This window comes from Pseudomonas sp. On1 (assembly GCF_033783325.1).
Genome location: NZ_JAWPOA010000001.1, coordinates 210,367 through 230,003 on the forward strand (window position 1 = coordinate 210,367; position 19,637 = coordinate 230,003).

A 19,637-nucleotide genomic window follows, 5' to 3' on the forward strand; every position below is an offset into this window, starting at 1 on the left:
TGGAGGCCCGCCCAGCCCTCACTACAGAGTGATCCCCTTCAACTGATTGTTCAGGACAGCCTCAAGCTGATCGCCAAACCTCGATTGGAGGGCGTGCTCCGTCTTCTCGTTGTACAACGCGAGGATCAGACGGAACGTACCTTCCTCGTCACCTCGAATGCGGAACAAGGTGTTGGACTTCAAGAGCGGCTTAGCCTTGTTGAACCACTCCACCTCGTCAGCCATTTGCGGTAGAGCCTGCTCCAGGTATTCGTGGGTATCGCTGGCGTCGATCTGAGAAGCAGCCTCGAGGTTGAGCTGATACCCGTGCTCCTTCAGCGCCTGTACCATTGCTACTTGCTGGATGGAGTCGATCTCGATCGACAGGGGCTTTTCTTCGCCCGGGTCCTGAACGCTCCCCAACCGCTTACCCTTGAGGAATACGATGCAGGACCAGGCCAGATTTTCGCCGTCACCGTCTTCGTGAGTGTGCAGGTCCTTCAGCCGTATGCGGGCGGTAGAGATGACCTTGAGGTTGTTGATGGTCGTTTCCATGTGAGATGCCTTTGTGGTTTATGGCATCTCTATCCTCAATGGCGTCTCTGCGTGCCAGAATCACCCTCTGTGTAGATCCGTCCCCCCACAACCTAGGGAACCATGCACCCGTGCTGGAGCAAGCAAGCAACTCATGGCCGGCAGTCAGCCGTCACCCGCGTGTCAGTTCCACTGTCTTGGTCATCGGCAGCAGAGATGCGCCGGAGTGTGAGGTCGCAAAGGTCTTCTTGTCCTGTACTGAAGTGATCACCCCGCACGAGGCGTTTTTCACAATCGAGTACACAACCTCAGGCCGCAGCCATGCCTCAACAGGTAAGGGGAGCCTGGCTACAGGTGTGAACAGGAACATGAACACGGCGTCGATCGGTGCCAGCGACGGCTTTAACCGTGGCTTCATCACGGTTACGCCTGATGCCCTACAAGGGCACCGGTTGGGCACCTATCTCATGTGGCGGGTGGTGCAGTTCCTTCACCAATTTCCAGATGCACAGGTCAATCCCATCAGGTTGAGCGATGCCCAAGCGTACAAATCCAATCGCTTGCGCAGAAACCGGTTCTACGAGCAGATCGGTCTCCAGTTCGACTATTACGATGGGGAACATGAGAACGGAAGATCGCGACCGGCGCGCGCCGGTGACCTAATCCTTGTCGAGACCTGGAAACGGAACATTCAAGAACTGGGAATGGGCGACTATCTCAAGCACCAAGACAGCCACGTGCGTGGTCTCTGCCACGAGGTCAGCACGCTGGAGAATCGCTGCAGAAGCCTTCAAAACGCTCTTGATGATGCGCGTCGACGTCCCATCCGGTGGGGCGTTGCCACCTTCCTCGCTAAGCATCTGCACATCATAGGGCCGGCGGTCCTTGTCATGATGGCGGCGTTGGCCGCCTATAGGGCCCTTGGCGGCGAATCCAGCTGAGGTGATTGGTTCGACCTGAAAACGTCTCCTAGGCCCCGCGGCGGGCCTTCCTGGGTCATCTCGTCCCTCATTCGCTCGACTTGGGCAAATGCGCTGTGTTCGCCTCGGTGATACGAATCCCAGCACGGTTCCGCCCGTTCGAGGGCCTGGTCCAGGGCCAAAACGAAGTTCACTAACTCGAAACCGTCACGCAGTTGGTGCCTCGCTCCGACCTCATGAAGGTCGCCGAGATCAATTACCAAGCTTCCCTGCCAACGTTTCGCCCTGAATCTCCAATCAGCCGACTGGAGACGCCGGGTAATAGTCGCCTGGTGGTAAGACGGAAGGACATCCAGAGCCGAAGCTAGGGTGCGAATTTGTGCGAATAGCTTCCTCCAAGACTCACGAACGTGGTCGGTATGTTCCTGGTCTCGTCTCGCGATCCTCTCCAGATATTCGGTAACGGTAAGATTCCCAGCCTGGACCTGCCAAAGCCATCCCTGTTGCTCCCTGGTGAGGTAGCTGGGGCTCGTGGCCACCAGTATCGGTATCAGGAGGTGGACGCACCTAGCACGGTTCAGGTGTTCAACAAGGGCCCGCACGTCCACGGATTCAGCCAGGACCCAATCCGGCTCAAGACCCTGCATTTCGTCTTGAATCCGCAGGCACACTCTCTGGGTATCCTCAAGGCATGAAACCAGAAGTTCGGGGCCGAATGAGCCGGCCTCAAAGCTTAGCGGTAGTCGCGCGACCCGATGGGGGAGGGCAAGTGCCTGGGAGAGGGGGGAAGTCAGCTTCCGTCCACCTGAAAACAGACGTTCAAATCTGGAACCGAGGCGTGCCCGCAACCTCTCGTCAAATTCTCCAGCCTCATGTTGGATCTGCTTCACCCAGGGGGCTGCAGCGAAGCACTTATCGAAAGCCTCAAACTGCCGTTTGGTGTAGTTACCCTCACGTCCAGCTGGGATCAGGAACCAGCCAGCCTCTAGGGCACGTACTACGTCATTGGACGCTTCGTCAGAATCCTTCCACATCCCTTTGAGGCGCAGCCGGGCGGTACGAAGGTGCGTCGGGCAGACCAGTGCATCACGGTTGATTGGGTGCATGCTGTTGTCTCCTATGTAACCTCCATATTCCTGGGGCGGGCGCTGTGCCGGAACCTGTCGCTGACATCGAACAGCCCGCAGGACGAATTCCGACCTGCGTCGCCGGGATGGTGTAGGGATTCGGCAGCAGAGGAAATTCCTTGTCACGCGAATTCGCGGGCTGCCGAAAAGGGGCACCCAAAGGACACTATTAGGGTGAGGAGATCCTCCCCAATGATCAGTTCCGTAAACCACGCTTTGCAAACAACCTGGTGGCTACAGGTGCGGCCGATGCCAAGCCTTCGTCACCGCGATGCGTTTATCCAGCTCCTTGCTTCCGCAACCCACATTCTGAGCGACGTCGATGGCAGTTATGTCACTGGAGTACAAGACGTCCTCACTGCAATCCATAAGGCGTCCTCGTTGACTGAGGCCGTATTTTCTGAGGTCGATCGCATGATGGAAGAGCTTCAATCCGCAAGCCGGCGAGTGAATGACGCAGCCGCTGACACGTCAGGGCCTGTGGCGCTATTCGTCCCTGGCTTTGGGGGCAGGGCGCAAGAATTAGCCCGTGGCCTCCAAGGTATGGGGGCGAAGGTCATCACGCTCTACCACCAGATCCCTTTCAACCCCGAAGATGAGGCCGGAATTCGCCGCGCCAGTATGCTCATCGTCGGTGACGGAGTGCTCAACGATCCAGTGGCAATCCCCTTCATCTCCAAGATCGTGATGACATCTGAGTCTGAGGCCCTGGTCGTGCTTGTCGTGGAGTCCTGCCCCCTGACATTCGAGCAGCGTCGGACAGCCACGGAGCTCGGACAAGTTCGTATCATGGCGCTCGATGATGACATCCGCATCTTGCGCTCCCTATTCCGGAGCCGAAATCGTGACATCGAGATCGAAGGGTATCGGGTGCTACTACTAGATGACTCCAGGACCGATGCCTACCTCGCCCGGAAATTCCTCACCGAGGAAGGCCTGATCGTTGAGCACATCCAGCATCCAAGCCAAGTGCTGGAAGCTCTATCCCGATTCCGACCTGATGTTCTGGTCACCGACTTCCACATGCCGGAGGCGAACGGGGACGTCGTTGCCTCGATCATCAGGCAGGACAGGGACGCCACCATCCCCATTATTTTCCTGAGCCGGGAGTCCAACGCCGAGAAGCAACTGCTCGCCTTGTCCCGAGGGGCGGACGGCTTCGTCCAAAAACCTCTGAAGCGAGGAGCCTTCATCAAGGCGTTGAAGTCGATAATCAGCAGGTCAAAGGGATTGGAGTCCAGGATGAGAAGAGACCCCCTGACGAACCTCCTGAATCACGGCCAATTTATGGCGTCCGTCGCGACTGTTCTTGCCGAAGGCCCGCCAAGTTCGTTGGTTCTGATCGACATCGATCATTTCAAGTCGGTCAACGATACCTTTGGCCATCCAGTAGGGGATAGGGTGCTGGTTGGCCTGGCCGAGGTGCTCACCGATTCGCTGCGGACTGATGACTATGTCGGGCGGCTTGGGGGAGAGGAATTCGGCATTGTCATGGTAGGTGCCAATCCAAGCCAGGCGAAAATGGTTGTGGATAGGCTACGGTCCATCTTTACCGCGATTCAGTTCCAGTCCGAAGATGGGGCCTCGTTCAGTTGCTCGTTCAGTGCCGGTGTTGCGATTCTGAATGTAAGCGTGAAGGAAGCGCACCGTGCCGCCGATGAAGCGCTCTACAGTGCGAAACGGAGTGGGCGAGATCGTGTTGAGATTGCCCAGCTTGGGTAACTGATCCGCAAAAAGAAAGCCCCGCGGTCTGCGGGGCTTTTGGTTTCCAGTCTTCAGGCCTGGAGTGTGGTGTTGCGCGGCTGAAACTCCCGCACATTGTCCGGCCGGGTGCTTGGCGGTTGTTCGTCCAGGGACGATGTTTGGGAGTGATCATCCTCTTCTACAGGTTCGGCCTCATGGACGAGCCCGAGCAGCGCGCGCTCCATCATCTCGTCGGTATCGAACTCAGCTATGGGGAAATCAAGCGGCATCTCGACCTTCTCGAGCAGGTGTTTGATGTCGCCATGGGTAAGGCAAGGCTGAATACGCATCAGGCGTACGAGTTGGATGATGGCCTCTTTGTTCATCTCAACGGCAGCCATGCACCGCGACCATACGTTCTTGCGAATCATCGCCAGGCGTGAAGCCTTCAGCGTTGCTTCGGCATCATTTGCTGGCCTGTAGAACGCATGGCGGCCGTCGCCCAACATCAAGAACTTCGAAGCAAGGTCGTCGAACGACTGCAGGTCATCGAAGGCTGCTTCGCTTGAGGTGCCGCGGATGACCTGTTCTGCTGCGCTACCAATCAGAAGCATGTGCATGCGCCAATTGATGAATTGGCCAGTAGCAATCAGGTTCATGTCCGAGAAGATCTTTGCGGTACGGGCATTGAGATCGAGGTCTGCGTAGAAACTGCCATCGATCAGGCAGTTGCTGCCTTTGTAAGCGATGATCCGTGCGGCTTGGTGTATGGCCAAGCGTGTTGTATCAGCCATTGTCACCTGAAAGGCCGGCCGTTGGGCTGGTGTCTGCGCAAACGTTTCAGGAAGAGCAAGTGCTTTAGACATCCCGGAAATCGGGTCGGTAGTTTCAGACTTGATCTCCTTCTTGGAGGACGTAGCCCAATAGGCGCCTCCAAGCAGAGCAGCAACCAGGAGGGCAGAGATGCTGTAACCCAGGTTGTCTGTCACCACTCTGTAAATGCCAGCTGCGCCTACGTAGGTTGCCAGGCCTGCGGATGCTGTTGCCCAAACGAAGTGAAGGCCGCGAGCGAAACCATCGCTCATCGACTTCCCCAGCTTCCCGGGATCGGCTTTAACAATCGCCGACACCAGGAAAGCGAAAGCAATCACGATGGAGAGGACGATGGCAGCCGTCGTTGCGGTCTCTACGAGATCACTCGGTCTGTCCTTATAAGTGAACACGGCCAGTACATACAGACCAACTACCAGGCACGACAAAAAGAACGGAGGTACCCAACCCGGCAGCAGCCGGGTTGCCTCCCTTAAATTGCTGAGACTGCTCATCATCCCTCCTTTCTTATGCCTGGGCTTCAGCGGCTGCTTCCGGAGCCGGAGTAGCTTCCTTCACCGCTGGAGCAGTAGGTTTCTGAGGCTTGGAAGCCGCGCCTGCTGGCTGTTGAGGTTTGCTATTGGTTTTTTGGCCGGCGCCGTTCTTCGGTTGCTGAGCCTGAGGTTTGGCGCTGCTGCTTTGCTTCTGCTGACCGGTTTGAGTTGCCTTGGCGGTGCCCTGGGCTTGAGCTTGTTGCTCTCCGCCCTTTTTCGCATTCTGCAGGACGGGTTTAGGGGCTTGCTTCGATCGGCCAGGCTGTTGCGCGGATCGAGCGGACTGCCCGCCGCCGTTCCGGTTGAGGTTCAGGTCCTTGTTCACCTCGCGCATTTCGGCTTCGAATGCGTTCAAGGCGCGCTCGAATCGGTCCGCAGCCTCATTTGCTCGGCGCCGAGTCTCAGGTGAGCCTGCCATTTTCATCTGGAGGATCGTGGTATCAACGCGGGAGGCTTGGATTGCCATGCCCACCAGGGTTGCAGATCGTTCGCCGGTGATCCGAACCTCTTTGGTCGGGTGTAGAGCTTCGTTGCTGCGTTCATCAGCCATTGTTGTCACCTTGGTTGCTTGGGCCAAAAGACCGGAGCCAGGTCCAGTGCGCAGTGCGCTGGACGCAGGAGTTGAAGAATTCCTCAAGGTCGCGTGAGTGCTTGAGATATGAAGCGGTGTCGTCAGGCACCAAAGCGCCCCACACATCAACCCAGAAGAGATGGGCAGCCTTGTGGGGCAGGTAGCAGACCTCAACGTGTCGATACTCCGGGGTGCGGAGGTAGATCTTGCCGATGTAAAGGACCAGCGTGATCGAGAGGATCAACGTGAGGATTTGACGAACAGGGCTGCTTGCTTTTCCTTCAGCCATTGACGGTTTCCTGTGTGAGCGTAATGCGGAAGCCTGTGCGCTTGAGGACCAAGGCAAGAGCCTCGTCGAGATCAAAGCCACCATCGACCAGTGAGGAAAGGAGGCGCACCGCGGCGACTTCCTTAGGGTCACTGACTCCTAAGGTTTGGCTCCAGTCCTTCCAGTGTTTTGTTGAAACTGGGGTAAGCATGGGGACGATCGCGTGGATCTTTCGAATGCCGGAAATGTTCGGGGGAGATTCCGATGCATAGGTGTGGCACATGCGAGCCAAGAACTCACCTGCGTTCATCCTGGACGCAATGAGCTTCTCGAACTCAGCGGTGCGTCCAGCCTTTCGGAGTGCATCAGGGTCATCCATACCTTGGCCGAGCGGGACGATGGCCGTGACGATGCCAGCAGCTTCGCAGTTTCTGATCGAGACGATTCCGCCTTCATAACCCGCGATATCGCCGTCCACCATATGTGCCACCTCGGTGACACCTTCACCTGCGATGAAGGCCGCCTGACCAGCATTGATGGAAGCCTGTCCAATAGCGGTCCCCCAGAACCCCATGAACTGGATAGACCAGCCGTCGAAAGTACCCTCAACCGCAATTAGGGGGCCGGGCTTCCTCATGCTGAACAGATACGGGGTGTCCTTCTTGAGCGAGTCGGCGAACATATACTTCTTGTTCCATCGATCGCCTTTGCCGGAAGGTAGGCGTCCCCAGAGACGAACGTCCCCATCAGGATGCGGCCAGTAACCGATGACACGATTGTTCATCGTCCGCCGGTACTTCGAAGGGTTGTTCTCCTCGACCAGGATGTATCCCTTGGCGATGGCTACATCCCGGGAGATACCGCGCTCCTCGAGTAAAGCCAGAACCTCTTCGGGGGACGAATAGACGCCAAGTCGCATCGTGGCCATCTGCTCATCGTTGTAACCACGATCCGTCTGCAGCTGCTGAAGAAGGTCCGGGTACTTGCGGGCCAGGATTTGGGTCGCTTGGATAATGGCGCGCCCTGGGGAGAGGGGGGCAGGGGAGCCATTGATACGACCTTCAGGATTTTTGCTCGAAGGGGGGGCAACTCGGGCAAGTTCGCATAGGCGCTCTACGATCTCCTTCCTCGAGTAGCCCGATTTCTCCATCACGTCCCACAGCGAAGTCGACTCGCCACAGTTCTTCTTACGCGGACAATGGATCAAGTGGGTTCCAGGATGATGGAAGGCCTCATGCATTCCGCAGGCCGGGCAGAGCATCCGGTATGTCCCTGAGGTCTGAAGCTTCGTCGGCTTCAGGTGGTCGAGCAAGCCTGCCGAGACTGCATCTATTTCGGGATACACCTTCTCATGGAGGAATTCGGTTATTGACTGGCGCTGCATTCGGCTGCTCCTGTCGAAACCGCTCGGATGAACTCCTTCGAGGCACCAGCCTCACTGGCGATCTCAGCTAGCTTCCGCTTCAGGCCGCGACGTACCTTCCATGTCTGCTTTCTTGAGATCTTCAGTATCTCAGCAATCGCGCCTGACTCCTGATTCTCAATAACAGCCAGCCGTAGAATGTGGTGCTCACGGGCAGAAAGAAGGTGGCGGATCTGTTCGATGTATTGGTGGCAGGTTTGGCCGGTCTCGTCCGGTAGTAGGACCCCATCAGCCAGGAACTGAGGTGCGTATTCCAACGCCTCAGAAAACTGTGCAGACGCGAGCATGTAGTCGGACTGAAGAGAATGGGAGCGAGGACCAAGTTCGGTTACCAGGTCCCCCATATTGATAGCCGAGCTGCCAGGAACTTCAGCAAGCACATCTCCGCGTCCGTCCCAACGTATGTAGTTGAGAGCCGCGCCGATGATATGGGCAGCACGTTGATGAGGCTCGACATCTTGATAAAGCTCGATCGCGGAAGCGACGGCCTTGTAGAGCCCGATCTGCAGGATGGACAGGATCTCGTCGTCCGTCAGGCTGACGCGCAGCTTTGAACGAACCTCAGCGATCCACTGTGGTCTTGACTCGGGATGGCAGACGACTTCCCACGGATCGAGCTGCGCGAACTCCTCGCGTGACAATCCCGTCAGCCAATTATTGCGCTGTGAGCGCATGGCCCCTCCTCCGGCAAGAACAGCCGGTCCTAAGCGTCGCGGTGTCGGAAGCCGACACCGCAACAATCTCCAATCGGCTGATTGCCAATTGGCCCCCCCCTCAAACAGTGAGTGCAGCTTTTTCAGCTGTCACTGCACCAACTCCAGTGGCCATCCGCAGATTGTCCGCTGGTAGTTCGCGGCGATTTTATGGGGCAAGAAAAGGACAGGCAACCCAAAAAAGGTGGCTCAAATCCCGCGAAATAGGCGGGTCCGAGGCCGATTTGGTGACATGCGCGCCTAGTTTGTGTGGGCTGGGTCAAAGCCGTGATATGGCGCAACGCCAGTATTTATCAGGGTTTTGGCGCCTGAAAACCGTCAGTGCGTGACACGTTGGTTTTAGCTGCTGGCTGGAAATTGCACCGATCGTCGTTAAGGTCGGGAATGTGTAAATGGGAGTACAAAACTGATGATCGGTGTACACAGCGATGCAATGAAGGCTGTAGCGGGGCATCACGCCTTCGGCGCACAGAGAGTGAGGGGGTGGTTGGTGGAAAGCGTGGACGATGTCCCGTCAATAATTGCTCTGGTCTATCAGGACAATGGCGATGTATGCGCTGAGGTGGTTTGGATGGACCACACCCATACAGCAGATCTCGACCTCATTGTTGCTTACCTGAATGAAAGAGCTGGCGGGGGAGAGCATCTGGTTGGTGCCCTTCGCAACATCTACTGCGGTGCGCGGCCAATTGATGCTGGTGCGAAACCGGGTATTAACGGAAGCACTAAGCACTAAGTGAGCCCTTGGTCTGCTTCCCATATAGAGGGGAGCTAGGGCGCTACCCTGATGACAGCGCCACGTCCCCCTTACCAGGCTGCCCACTAGGGTAGGCAGCAATCCTTCAGCGCTGGATAACCGAACAAGCCATCGTGGCAGCGCTCGCCATCGCAGCAAGACCTTGGCCATCCAGAATGGGTTACACGAAGTAGCCCACTTGTGCGCCCGTAAGCGGCATCAGACCTTCCCTTGCAGTACGACGGCAATCCCGAGGTCGTAACACAGATCAGTGACCACCGCGGCGGGGGGAGTCAGCACCTGCTGGAATGGGAGAACCACTGCAGCTGGTTTAACCCTCTGGATCTCATGGAGGACCTCGATCAGCTGTTCTGTCCTGGTTCCAGATGCTGGCCGGTACTCCCTTAAGTGGACGTCTTTCAATAGGGGCATGGTTGTCACGTCATCGCCCAGCCCAATCCCGTCAACAACGCATCTGATGTATAGGGCAATGGCCTTCTGCGTATCCAAGCCAGCTCGGTAGTTATCGAGCGTGCTTCGGTACCAATAGGGCCTGCCACTGCCTGACACCTCGTCTGGAGGGAGGACCGTGTTGCGCAGTTTCCGCATGGTGGGCCGAGAAATGTGGAGGTGGTGAGCAGCCTGGACGGTGGAGAGTCGTTCCATATTTGGGAAATTGGGCAAGTGCCTTGAAGAAGCAAAATCCTAAGAAATCCGTACTATTACATTAGACGGGGTTTTAACCAAAAATAGGGGAACGCAGTCGGCCCGCGTCCTGCCGTTTCAATGGTGGATTGCTTGCCTAATTTACCCAAAAAACCTACTGATGAGGTCATTTTGCGAAATTCTGTCTCTCGAAGGCGTTCGCGCGGGGCCATAAATGGCGCTTTGGGGCGGGATAAGGGATTTGAAAGCCGGTGTTTGCCTGGTAATGCCCTAAAAGGGCGAATAGGGGCATTTACGGGTGCTTTTCAGGCTCATTGCAGCAACGGAACTCAGATCGATCTCAGGGCGGAAAAGGGCGGGGAATGGGCCTTCCTGGGCGAAATGGGGGAGATTTGGGGTAGGAAAGGGACGTTTGCGCCGGATAGGGCCTATTAGAGGCGAATAAGGGGAGTAGAAAATGCCCAGAATTTCCGAAAATTACACAAAATATTCAGTAGGGTGACTTTTGAAGAAGGAAATCCGTGATGCCCTGGCTAAAGGGTATGTTGATGAGTACGAGCATTCGGTAAGGCGGCGATCAGAGACATTTCTGGGGCTCCTCGATTCATTGCGCACCGCAGCCCGGTCCGCTACCGAAAAGCTCATGCGACTTGAAATCGCTCTTTCACGTTTTCCAATTGAGCAAAACGGGAGAACCTTCTCCACCTTCTGGAAATGGAGAACCTCACGAAAATCAGCTGGCTCTCTCCGGCTCTACCTTAAGTGCAATGAGCGGATTGAGGGACGACTGCAGAGCTACCGAAAGGTCATCCTTCCTGATGCCGAGCCTGACGTTATGGGCCTGCTAATTGCGCTCCTGGGGAAACGGCTTACAGCTGAATTTCTCAACGACCTGGCTGACCTTCTCCACTTTTCAGAACGAGTGAGTCGATGGGCGCATACGTTGGAAATGTCTCTAGACATCGACGTCGATCGTTTTGGCTCGGTGATCAGTGCTTGGGTTGGTTCGATTGAACGGTTGGGGAGAAGCGCTCCATCGAAGGTTGAGACCTTGATTGGCCGTTTCGAGTTGGTCGACTCAGAACTTCAGGAGGCCTTAATCGAGTTCAACCAGGCCAGGCAGCCTGTACGATATAGGTCGATCATCTGCCGCCAGGATGTCGATCAAAGTGATCCGCTGGGCCCATCGCAGCCGATCTTCAGGGTGGTCAGAATTTTTAATCGGGTCACAGGGGCCCGGAAAACTGAGCCGATCGAAGAGTTCAAACGGAGCATGCTCCGCGCGGAGATGAAAGCGAGCCTAGCTAAGACGTTGGGTCGAAACCCAACACCTGGTGAGGTAGCTGAAGCAATAGAGCGTCAAAAGAGGAGGCCGCCGTCGCAGTGGATCACGAGTGATGTCATTTCTCACTGCTACCTGGGTAAGCACTCAGGCAGCATCCTTAGGCAACAAAAAACTATCGCAGCGTTTATGGATGAATGGCTCGCACTACGGGGCATTTTTCAAGCGTTGCTTCGACCATGAGGGGATTTAATGTCTATGAAGCTTGAGCAATTGGTTGCCATAGATCTGGGCAACGGCTCGACGAGCTACAAGGCCGGTAACGCTGCCAGCGGGGAATATCCATCCTTGGTTGCTCCCTATGCCGGCAGCAGTCTCGGTGGAGCCCTGAGTCGGGAAGTCTTCACCACGAAGAACGGTCGTCGCTACCTGGTGGGTGATGATTGCAGGGAAGAGGGTGCGCGCTCTCGTAGCACAGACTCGAGCTTCTACAAATCCGACGAGATTCGAGTGCTCTTTCTGAAGGTACTGAAGGACGCGAACATCAAGAACCCCGTCATCGCTACAGGGTTGCCGACCGAATTCTTCGCCACCCACGCGGCTGAGTTCGAGGCCGATCTGAAAAAGTGGGCGCGAGAAGACGGCTACCATCCAGAGCTGGTCAAGATCCTTCCTCAGTTCGCTGGCCCATGGTTCGATCCAGAACTCGAGGACGAGGACGGTAACCCGCTTGATCCCAACGAAATGGTCAAGGGTAAGTACGGCATCATCGATATCGGCTACGGCACCATCGACGGTGGGCAATTCAATAATGGTCGTGTCAGTGATATCCGATACGGCGAATCCAGTGGAGTCTCTGACATCCACAAAGCGATCTACACCTCCCTGAGCAACCCTGAACAGCTGAACGAGCTCATCACGAAGAAAGGAGCCAAGCTTCCGAAAAACTTCGCGTTGGACAACCAGATCAATGAGTACACGATGGATGTCTGGCTGAGGGAAGGGCACTTCATCTGGCGTGGAACCAAGATCGATATGGAACCGATCAGCTTTCACGCACGCCAAGCTTTCACCGATCAGACGATCCCTCGCTTCATCAAGCAGTTGTGGGGCTCAACTGACTTCCTGAAAGGGATGGTAGCCGCTGGCGGTGGAACTACGGTTCTTGGCCGCACACTCTTGAAGCGCCACATCACCTGCCCGATCTACAGCGCAAAGGACCCTGACAAGTCGATTGTCCGCGGGTACTACCGCTTCATGGTCAGCCAGTATTTCAAAGAGCATGCTTTGATCCGCCAGGGGTAACGCACAGATGAGCAAAGTCGTGATCCGAGCGGAGCTCATCCCTGGCCACCACGATGCGTTGATCGAAGCCCTGGGCCAACATGGGCCCAGAGCCGGAAATCAGATGGTGTTCAGCATTTCAGCTGCCTGCCAGAAACAGTGGCCTGTCACGTTGAGTGACTTCACCCCGCCGGCGCATTCTGACGAGCGCGCAGTCGAGGTGAAGATGACTCTGAGAGAGGATTACTACCCCGAACTCTTCCGCCTCTACAAAGGCTTGGGGCATGGCAATCGGCAAACTGTCTTCCTCAACATGCTCAACCGCCACGTGTCGTTGAGCTTTGGTGCTCCAGAAGCGGTCATGCAGGCAATGACAGATTATGCTCTTGCCAGATCGTGCTCCGAATCTACACGGAAGGTGCTGAGTCAAGATGCTGCCGCTGGGGTGGCTGAGCCGACCGTAAGTCCCAGGCCTGATGAGCCAGTGGGGAATGCGAACTCGGTCGTTGGCGCTATATCGTCTGCTCCGCAAGACGTTACGCCAGAACCGCCGGCTCCTTTATTCGTGCCCGACCCCATGGCATCAGTAGACATAGGCCTCTGAGAATTGGCAATAAAAAAGGCTATCTGGATCTCCCGATAGCCTTTTTTTTGATCTGAAATTACTCGGGCAGGTGAACCCAGAAAAGGCCGTCAGCTCGAGCAGAGAGCTTGATCTTCGGACGCTCTTTTGCAAACCAGCGAAGGGCGTACTTAAAGAAACCAGCGTTGTCCGCGGAGATCGGGGGATTTGTGCCGGCGATCGAGGTGATGGCAACGTCGACAAGCAGGGTGTCCCTATCGCGAAGGTGAACCTCGTATGTGACAGTCTCACGCGGTCGAGCGACGGCCGTAGAGCCAACCAGGTCCATGAAGTCCTGTAGGCGTAGAGCTTCGAAATACGCACCCTGGCCCAAAGTGTTGGCCAGGCGTTTCACAAACGCATTCTTGGTCGTAGGCCATTCCGAGAGCATTTCGTTCACCGAAAATGCATCGTCTTGCTGAAGGTAGCTGGTGTCCGTATCGAAATCGAAGTCGTTGTTCATCTGAATGCTGCGCATTGGATTCACCAAAAAATTTCATGTGTTGGGCTGGTGGCACACGTTCGGACCCGTAACCTAAGCAGAACGAACCAGTGCTTTCCGGTACACCTTCATGTTTGAAAACCAGCCATCTGCGACCTTAACGACCTCCCCAACGCAAATCTCGCCGGCGCGGGCCTGATGAAGATTCTCGTTGTAGTTACCACTCACCGGGATTGGGTGGATACCGTGGATCGCAAGAGTCTCTCTTACCGCCTTGGCCGACTCTTCATCCAACCCGGGCAGCATGTCGATAGCCTGAATTATCGATTCATCAGCCTCATCCGTTTCTACCTGAGGTGCGAACGGCATGAGGATCTGTTCAACCGAATTTCGTGGGTAGGCACGGCCGACCTCTGGCATCAGAGGAGCAACCTTTGTGACACGGGACATTACCGTTTCAGGCGTTATCGACCAGGGGCGTGGAGCAATCACTTCCGCCGCCGGAGTCACCAACTCAACGGCGTAGGGGATAAGCGTAAGTGGAGAACCGACGGCCGCGCGGCGAATCAGGTTCCCAGCCATGTCAAGGACATAGCAGGGAACCGACTCTTGCTTGATTTGAAAGTGAAGCGATCCAATCATCCTGAAATGTCCTCAAGGATCTTGGCGATATCTTGGATCGCCTTGTCTTCCATGCTGGTGCCAAAGTATGCATGGCTGGGGAAGGTGGTGTACTGGGCTGGGCGAGCTCCGGTCAATGAGACTGTCTTCGGGTCCACGTCCATTTCCTCCACTACAGCGCGAAGAATGGTATGAGGTGTTGCGGCGTTACCGGTTTGAGGAAGCCAAGCGCGTACGACCTCATTGTCAGGGTTGACCAGAAATACCATCGTTGGCCACCAGTCGTAGAACGCCGACGATTCGTCTGCACCAAATCCCTGTGCCAGCATCGTACGTTGATTCATCTGGCCCCACTCGTTGTCAGGGAAGTAGCTGTAAGGAGCGAGCCACTCTTTGAACGATACCTTACCGCGCTCAGTCAGCCGTAGGGCCGGCGAGTAGTAGTAGTGGTCGACACACTCCCGGAATCCAGTACCACATTCGTCTCCAAAGAATGTCATCCCAACGCCATGGTCACGTTGAGCTGTTCGTACAGTGGACATAGGCATCTGGCCATACGACAGATAATTGATGGACACCGGAAGCCCTGCATTTTTTAGGAGCAGCTTCAGATCCCACATAGCCCGTCCTTCACGGCGAGCTCGTACATGGCTTTGCTCGGCTTGGCCGGCATTATTGAGCTGTGCCTTTGCATCGGAGTAGGTGTTGGAAGCAACCCAAACTGTCCACCCTTCCGATTCCCAGTCCTTGGTTCGTTTGGCACGGAATTCATAGCCATACGTAGCCTTCTTGTTTGGACTGTTCACTATCTCGTAGACGATTGAGTTAGGCATTTTCCAGTCTGGGTGCCCATCCACCTGGCCTGTGGAGGCAACCCCGGCCGCATTGTTCTCGACTTCCCCATTCCCGCATGCGCTTACCAGGAGGCATGCTAGCAACATCATTTTTCCCTTCATCGTTCATTCTCCATCTTCGGATGGCGATCGTTATACCGCCCGGTGTTGGGATTTCAAGCAAAAAAAAGGGCCCAATATGGGCCCTGAGCAGGATTAGGTCTATCAGATGAGATCATCCAGGCTCGAGCGTTGGCCTTTGGAAGACTGAGAAGCCTGCGGAGTTGGAATTTTCACTCCCAAACGTACGTTGGCACCCGATGAACCTGTGCCACCGCCATTTTGGCCACCTCCACCTCCACCTCCTCCCAGCCCCCCGGCGATCCCACCCGCAACCTGGGCTGCAGTTTGTACTTTCTGCTGCGCTGGTCCACCGCCGCTACTACCGCCCCCACCACCAGGTGTTGGATTACCTCCAGAAGGGGCACCTGCAGCACTGGCGCCGCCACTGGCGAGAGCCCCAGCTGTACCTGCAATTCCGGTAGCGGCCCCCGCAAGTCGAATCGCTGCTCCCACTACGGCCATGCCGGTTGCCGCCAATCCGGTAGTTGCACCGGCAGGGTTGAAGCCTCCAAGACTCTTAACATCGTCCCAGAGCAAAAGTTTAGCGAAGATGATTTCAATTACGGTCAGCGCCACAAAGATAATGTATTGACCAGTTCCGGCCGATATTAATAGAGTGGAGTTTTGAGCATAGTTGCCCATGTTGTAGCCTTGCATGGTCTCAGCATTAACTGCAAGCATTGTGGATGCCATCGTTAAGCAAAGATCATTCACAAATGCAACAATAAAGCAAAAAGCAATAATCTTGACAGAGGTGAAAATTACTCTCGTCGACCAGAATATACCGAAAACTGCAAAGATGGGGAATGTAATTCCCATTAGTGCGGCGAGCATGGCAGCGCCGTTTATCATCATAGGGATTTTTACAGTAAGCATCCATTCGCGGAAGGTTTTGCCTATGTCCATGAACTTTGTTGTTCCGCTTTCGAACAGCATGGTCATAGGATCGCGGACGTCGGAATCTTGGTAGTACATACCACCATAGGTAAGTAGCTCCGACTGTCCCTTTTTCCGCTGGGCGGCTTCATTCCGTATGTGATTTAGCATTATTGCCGCCGCATCATCACCATCCCGTCTGAATGAGTTTTCCTGATAAGCGGGAGCATGTTTTTGCACGGCAGAGTTAAAGTTTCTCTGAGCCATATCGATCATCAAGAACATGTCTTTGCAGGTCTTGGGATAGAAATTCTGCTTTCCGCCAGTAGTTGGTGCTTCCTTGAAGCCCGAGTTCAAGTATTTTTTGTACTTTGAGTCGTTAGCGTCAAGAGACAATGCTTGGTCAGCAACTTCCCCAGCTTTGTCAGGGAAAAGCTTCTGAACCCAATAAGCTTCGGTTGGGATCTCGAAGCCTTGGGGTGGGTTCGTGCCGTCATAAGGATTGCTATCACCCTCGATCTTGTCGAGCATAGCCATACCCTTCTTTGTACCTTCTACTACTGCGTTGCCACCATCACGCTTCAGCCAGGTGGAGTTGGTAGGGTTATCGTAATTGGCCTCGCCACTGCCCGTGATCTTGTCCAGAAAGCCTCTACTGTCCTCGAACTCAATCTCATTTGCACCGATTCCGGTAGAGCCAAAGAATCCAACATATCGTCCTGCACTTAACGCTTCGGGAGACTTCCCATTAGCAGCAATGAATGCAGGCTCGCACTTATTCAAATAGTCCGAATAAAGTGGATACACAGGGCTGTCAGCAAAACGTTTTAGGGTGTTTTGGTTTGTTACGTGGTAAGCCCTGCTGAATGCATCTTCCGTAATCTTTCCTTCATTGACCTTGTCAAGTGCAGACTTAAAGATTGCGTAGATGTTGCCGACTATAGTCAACGACCATCCCCCACCCCGGGCCATTTGAACAGAGCTACCTGTGCCGGGGAATGTGAATGTAGAGACTGAAAGAAGCAAAAACATCAGGCAGGTGCCCGTGAGGCCGGTGAAAACCGACCTCAGCTTATCCTCAGGGCTCCTCATCATAAGGATGGAGGTCCAGGCAAGACCTAGACCTCCGATAATAACTCCAGCGGAGTTAACCAGAAGAGTGTGGTAGTCTTGCCAAAGACCTAGGTAGTAACCAACCAGGTCAGCGAAATTTGAATCTACGAGCTTGAGGAAGTCGTAGTCCTTGACGGAGTTATCGACATCAACATCAGCCATTTATTACCGCCTTAGCTGTCTGCTCGATTAGTTTATTTCGCTCCATGTCATGCTTGATCTTGTTCTGGAGCATTTCATATTCTTTGCGAAGTGAGGATAGTGCATTTGAATACCGAGCCTGATCATTGGAGCTTATTGCTTGGTCATCAACTTGGTTCGCCAGCCCAGTCATTACCCCCACTTCAAGTTTGGAAATAACCTCGTCTAGCTCTTTCATCATGGCCAGTGTGGCGAGATTTTGTTGTGCTTTGGCAAACAATGCGGGATTTGTAGTGCCCAGTTTCCGCATGAACTTAAATTCAGTCTCGGTGATAACAATGCCGCCGCGATTCACCAACTCCTTATAAGCGTCACTTTGTTCGAAGGTTGCTGGGTCTGCTTGATATACGTTCGCGTAGAGGCTTTGGTACTCCTGAGTCAGCTTCTTCGATTCATCTTCGAGCGAAATGGTCCGAGGAGTGACCGTATGCGCGTCCTCTTCGGTGCTGTAATTTGGCAGTAAGCCCGAATATTTCTTGATGTCTTCACAGCCGAGCTCAGATGCAGCCAGCACAAGGGAGGTTTTGCCATCCTCTGGCTTGGCGCCGCAATTCTTCGTGGGCAGCGGAGGGGAGCCCGCACCAGAACCTGTGCCATTTCCAGCGCTCCCGCCACTTGATCCCGACGCCCCCCCATTTGAAGAGCCTCCCCCTTTGACACCAACCAGGCCACCAGTCATCCCAGACACGCCATTCATCAAGGATGAGGCTCGGCTGCTAATCGTGTTTTTGGTGTCTTTCATGCGGGTAATGAGACTGCTGGTGATTCCGTCTCCAGACATGCATTTCGCAGATTTGTAACCTTCTTCGACAGTACAGTCAGCTTCAGCCATCACCTGCATGTTTTCTTCGTATGCTTTGTCGGCTCGCTGGCGTACACCACTGCAGGTGAGGTTCGAAAGATCAAGGCCAAACTGGCCTACCCCGTTCAACTCGTCGATCACCGATTTCACGGTTGGCTGGCTGTAAGCGAGGTACATGATGGCGAGCGCCGGCGCGTTCTGGATGAACTGCTCGACCATGTCGCCGTACTGACCAATCTGGCCGTCAAGCACTGTCCCCAAATTCAGACCATCACAACCTACTCCGACTTGGGTAGCTCCGTACGCCCCTACGATGAATTGTTGCTTATCTTGAAATGGAGTAAAAGTGTCAAAGCTTCCGCTTCCGCCTCGCCCGGCTTTGTTTACGGCACTTCCAGAGAGTTTGGCGCCGAACAGACCGGTTACATCGTCCATCCGCCGGGACCAGGGAGAATCTGAACCATCGGTGTTCGCCGATTCATCGGCGGCATTAGCGGTGGTGAAAGCTGCGGCCAGGGAAAGACCGAGAAAGAAGGTGGCGAGTTTGTTGAATTTCATTTGGAGTCCTTCTTCGCAACGGTGTTATTTTTCACGTAGGTCATAGCCATCAGCCGGCCCTCCAGCTGGTTCATGGTTCTGTTGCCAACCAAAGTTTCTCTTCGGCTCACTTTCATGTTGTCGATCCAGGTGATGGGCCAGGCTGTGATGCCCATCTTCGTGACGTTGTCTCTTTCAGCCTGGCTGAGCATCCGCCCGGTCAAGCCACGCGCGGTCACTTTCTCTGCGAAGACCTTTGCATCGCGATCGAGTTGGAAGACTCGCACCTTCAGCTTCGGATATTTCTGAACCAGCCTGCCGAGAGTGGCTAACTGACGGTCGCAGACAGGGCAGGTGGATTCAGTGAATACCGAAATGCTCAACGAGTCAGTGTCGATGGGCTTCTTCGCCGCAGACTCTTCCATGGCCGCGTCAAGCCCCTTGATGTGTTGGAGGTCGCCGCGTTGCCACATCGCCATCTGGTAGAGATTCGCTGCTTGCTTGTACTGGCCCCAAGTCTGGTCCATGTAGCTGACCAACTCGTTGGCAGCTTCGGGGGACTGCTCGAGCTGTAGGCGAATGACTGCACTCGGAGTTCCCGGTTGAAAGTTGAACTCGAGCCCTTTGTTATTGGTGATTCGCAAAGGCGCGTTCGGGTTTTTCTTCGCATTTCGATTGAGCTCTGTGCAGTTTTTCATCCACTGCATGTTTTGGCAGTCGAGGATGTTCGGGAGTTTGTCGAGCTCTTCATTCTCACGATCCCGAGCCGTCCGATTCACCTTATCCAGCGCCGAAGACAAGGCTTCCGCCAGAACATCCTGGCCATTGGGCACGTTGGACATGACAGTGCCTGCGTTGGAAATCAGTGCGCCGGCGACGAAGGCGAGCCCGATTTTGAGCTTGTGGTTCATAGGGTG

General features: G+C 55.0%; 20 protein-coding genes. 6 read left to right on the forward strand and 14 right to left on the reverse strand.

The window, feature by feature from the left end:
* Positions 1 to 21 precede the first annotated feature (21 nt).
* Positions 22 to 534 carry a hypothetical protein gene (locus tag R5C80_RS01395; RefSeq protein WP_319049521.1) on the reverse strand — a complete coding sequence of 171 codons (513 nt, stop codon included), beginning with the start codon at positions 532 to 534 and terminating at the stop codon, positions 22 to 24.
* A 110-nt stretch (positions 535 to 644) separates the two neighbouring features.
* Here R5C80_RS01395 and R5C80_RS01400 point away from each other — a divergent pair, with 110 nt between their 5' ends.
* Complete coding sequence (locus R5C80_RS01400) at positions 645 to 1,454, forward strand: hypothetical protein (RefSeq protein ID WP_209418822.1); 810 nt, start codon at positions 645 to 647, stop codon at positions 1,452 to 1,454.
* Here R5C80_RS01400 and R5C80_RS01405 read toward each other — a convergent pair.
* Positions 1,424 to 2,539, reverse strand: coding sequence for a hypothetical protein (locus tag R5C80_RS01405; RefSeq protein WP_319049522.1), 1,116 nt, complete (start codon positions 2,537 to 2,539; stop codon positions 1,424 to 1,426). The two genes, R5C80_RS01400 and R5C80_RS01405, sit on opposite strands and share 31 nt — an antisense overlap.
* Positions 2,540 to 2,752: 213 nt before the next feature.
* Between R5C80_RS01405 and R5C80_RS01410 the strand changes: the two genes are divergently transcribed.
* Positions 2,753 to 4,282 (forward strand): diguanylate cyclase, encoded by a 1,530-nt coding sequence (locus tag R5C80_RS01410; RefSeq protein WP_319049523.1) that lies wholly within the window; start codon positions 2,753 to 2,755, stop codon positions 4,280 to 4,282.
* A 53-nt stretch (positions 4,283 to 4,335) separates the two neighbouring features.
* On the opposite strand, the gene R5C80_RS01415 is transcribed toward R5C80_RS01410, so the two are convergent.
* Genes R5C80_RS01415 through R5C80_RS01435 form a run of 5 tightly spaced genes read right to left on the reverse strand, consistent with a single transcriptional unit; the run spans position 4,336 to position 8,543 of the window.
* Positions 4,336 to 5,568 carry a hypothetical protein gene (locus R5C80_RS01415; RefSeq protein WP_319049524.1) on the reverse strand — a complete coding sequence of 411 codons (1,233 nt, stop codon included), beginning with the start codon at positions 5,566 to 5,568 and terminating at the stop codon, positions 4,336 to 4,338.
* A gap of 13 nt (positions 5,569 to 5,581) precedes the next feature.
* The gene (locus tag R5C80_RS01420; RefSeq protein ID WP_319049525.1) at positions 5,582 to 6,157 is read right to left on the reverse strand and encodes a hypothetical protein; all 576 of its coding nucleotides are present in this window, start codon (positions 6,155 to 6,157) and stop codon (positions 5,582 to 5,584) included.
* The gene (locus R5C80_RS01425; protein ID WP_209418814.1) at positions 6,150 to 6,467 is read right to left on the reverse strand and encodes a hypothetical protein; all 318 of its coding nucleotides are present in this window, start codon (positions 6,465 to 6,467) and stop codon (positions 6,150 to 6,152) included. Before R5C80_RS01425 ends, R5C80_RS01420 begins: the two co-directional genes overlap by 8 nt.
* Positions 6,460 to 7,830 (reverse strand): hypothetical protein, encoded by a 1,371-nt coding sequence (locus tag R5C80_RS01430; protein WP_319049526.1) that lies wholly within the window; start codon positions 7,828 to 7,830, stop codon positions 6,460 to 6,462. Before R5C80_RS01430 ends, R5C80_RS01425 begins: the two co-directional genes overlap by 8 nt.
* Complete coding sequence (locus tag R5C80_RS01435; RefSeq protein WP_010792884.1) at positions 7,812 to 8,543, reverse strand: hypothetical protein; 732 nt, start codon at positions 8,541 to 8,543, stop codon at positions 7,812 to 7,814. Before R5C80_RS01435 ends, R5C80_RS01430 begins: the two co-directional genes overlap by 19 nt.
* Positions 8,544 to 8,991: 448 nt before the next feature.
* Between R5C80_RS01435 and R5C80_RS01440 the strand changes: the two genes are divergently transcribed.
* A complete protein-coding gene (locus tag R5C80_RS01440) occupies positions 8,992 to 9,318 on the forward strand; it encodes a hypothetical protein (RefSeq protein WP_209418810.1) in 327 nt (108 codons plus the stop codon).
* A 219-nt stretch (positions 9,319 to 9,537) separates the two neighbouring features.
* Here R5C80_RS01440 and R5C80_RS01445 read toward each other — a convergent pair whose 3' ends face one another.
* A complete protein-coding gene (locus R5C80_RS01445; RefSeq protein ID WP_319049527.1) occupies positions 9,538 to 9,828 on the reverse strand; it encodes a hypothetical protein in 291 nt (96 codons plus the stop codon).
* A 799-nt stretch (positions 9,829 to 10,627) separates the two neighbouring features.
* Here R5C80_RS01445 and R5C80_RS01450 point away from each other — a divergent pair.
* The 3 genes from R5C80_RS01450 to R5C80_RS01460 are packed head-to-tail and all read left to right on the forward strand — an operon-like array spanning position 10,628 to position 13,154.
* The gene (locus R5C80_RS01450) at positions 10,628 to 11,509 is read left to right on the forward strand and encodes a hypothetical protein (RefSeq protein WP_319049528.1); all 882 of its coding nucleotides are present in this window, start codon (positions 10,628 to 10,630) and stop codon (positions 11,507 to 11,509) included.
* Between the two features lie 9 nt (positions 11,510 to 11,518).
* Entirely contained in the window at positions 11,519 to 12,571 is a 1,053-nt protein-coding gene (locus R5C80_RS01455) for a ParM/StbA family protein (protein ID WP_319049529.1), read from the forward strand.
* 7 nt (positions 12,572 to 12,578) lie between these two features.
* Positions 12,579 to 13,154 (forward strand): hypothetical protein, encoded by a 576-nt coding sequence (locus tag R5C80_RS01460; RefSeq protein WP_319049530.1) that lies wholly within the window; start codon positions 12,579 to 12,581, stop codon positions 13,152 to 13,154.
* A 58-nt stretch (positions 13,155 to 13,212) separates the two neighbouring features.
* Here the strand turns inward: R5C80_RS01460 and R5C80_RS01465 are convergent, their stop codons facing one another.
* From R5C80_RS01465 to R5C80_RS01490, 6 genes are all read right to left on the reverse strand, one after another.
* A complete protein-coding gene (locus tag R5C80_RS01465) occupies positions 13,213 to 13,650 on the reverse strand; it encodes a hypothetical protein (protein ID WP_010794286.1) in 438 nt (145 codons plus the stop codon).
* A gap of 57 nt (positions 13,651 to 13,707) precedes the next feature.
* On the reverse strand, positions 13,708 to 14,256 hold the full coding sequence (locus R5C80_RS01470; RefSeq protein ID WP_319049531.1) for a hypothetical protein: 549 nt from the start codon (positions 14,254 to 14,256) through the stop codon (positions 13,708 to 13,710).
* Complete coding sequence (locus tag R5C80_RS01475; protein WP_319049532.1) at positions 14,253 to 15,041, reverse strand: hypothetical protein; 789 nt, start codon at positions 15,039 to 15,041, stop codon at positions 14,253 to 14,255. Before R5C80_RS01475 ends, R5C80_RS01470 begins: the two co-directional genes overlap by 4 nt.
* Positions 15,042 to 15,293: 252 nt before the next feature.
* Positions 15,294 to 17,342: a hypothetical protein gene (locus R5C80_RS01480; protein WP_319049533.1), complete on the reverse strand. Its 2,049-nt coding sequence runs from the start codon at positions 17,340 to 17,342 to the stop codon at positions 15,294 to 15,296.
* Entirely contained in the window at positions 17,335 to 18,741 is a 1,407-nt protein-coding gene (locus R5C80_RS01485; protein WP_319049534.1) for a hypothetical protein, read from the reverse strand. Before R5C80_RS01485 ends, R5C80_RS01480 begins: the two co-directional genes overlap by 8 nt.
* The gene (locus R5C80_RS01490; protein WP_209418798.1) at positions 18,738 to 19,631 is read right to left on the reverse strand and encodes a TlpA family protein disulfide reductase; all 894 of its coding nucleotides are present in this window, start codon (positions 19,629 to 19,631) and stop codon (positions 18,738 to 18,740) included. The genes R5C80_RS01485 and R5C80_RS01490 overlap by 4 nt, the downstream gene beginning before the upstream one ends.
* Between the last annotated feature and the right edge of the window lie 6 nt (positions 19,632 to 19,637).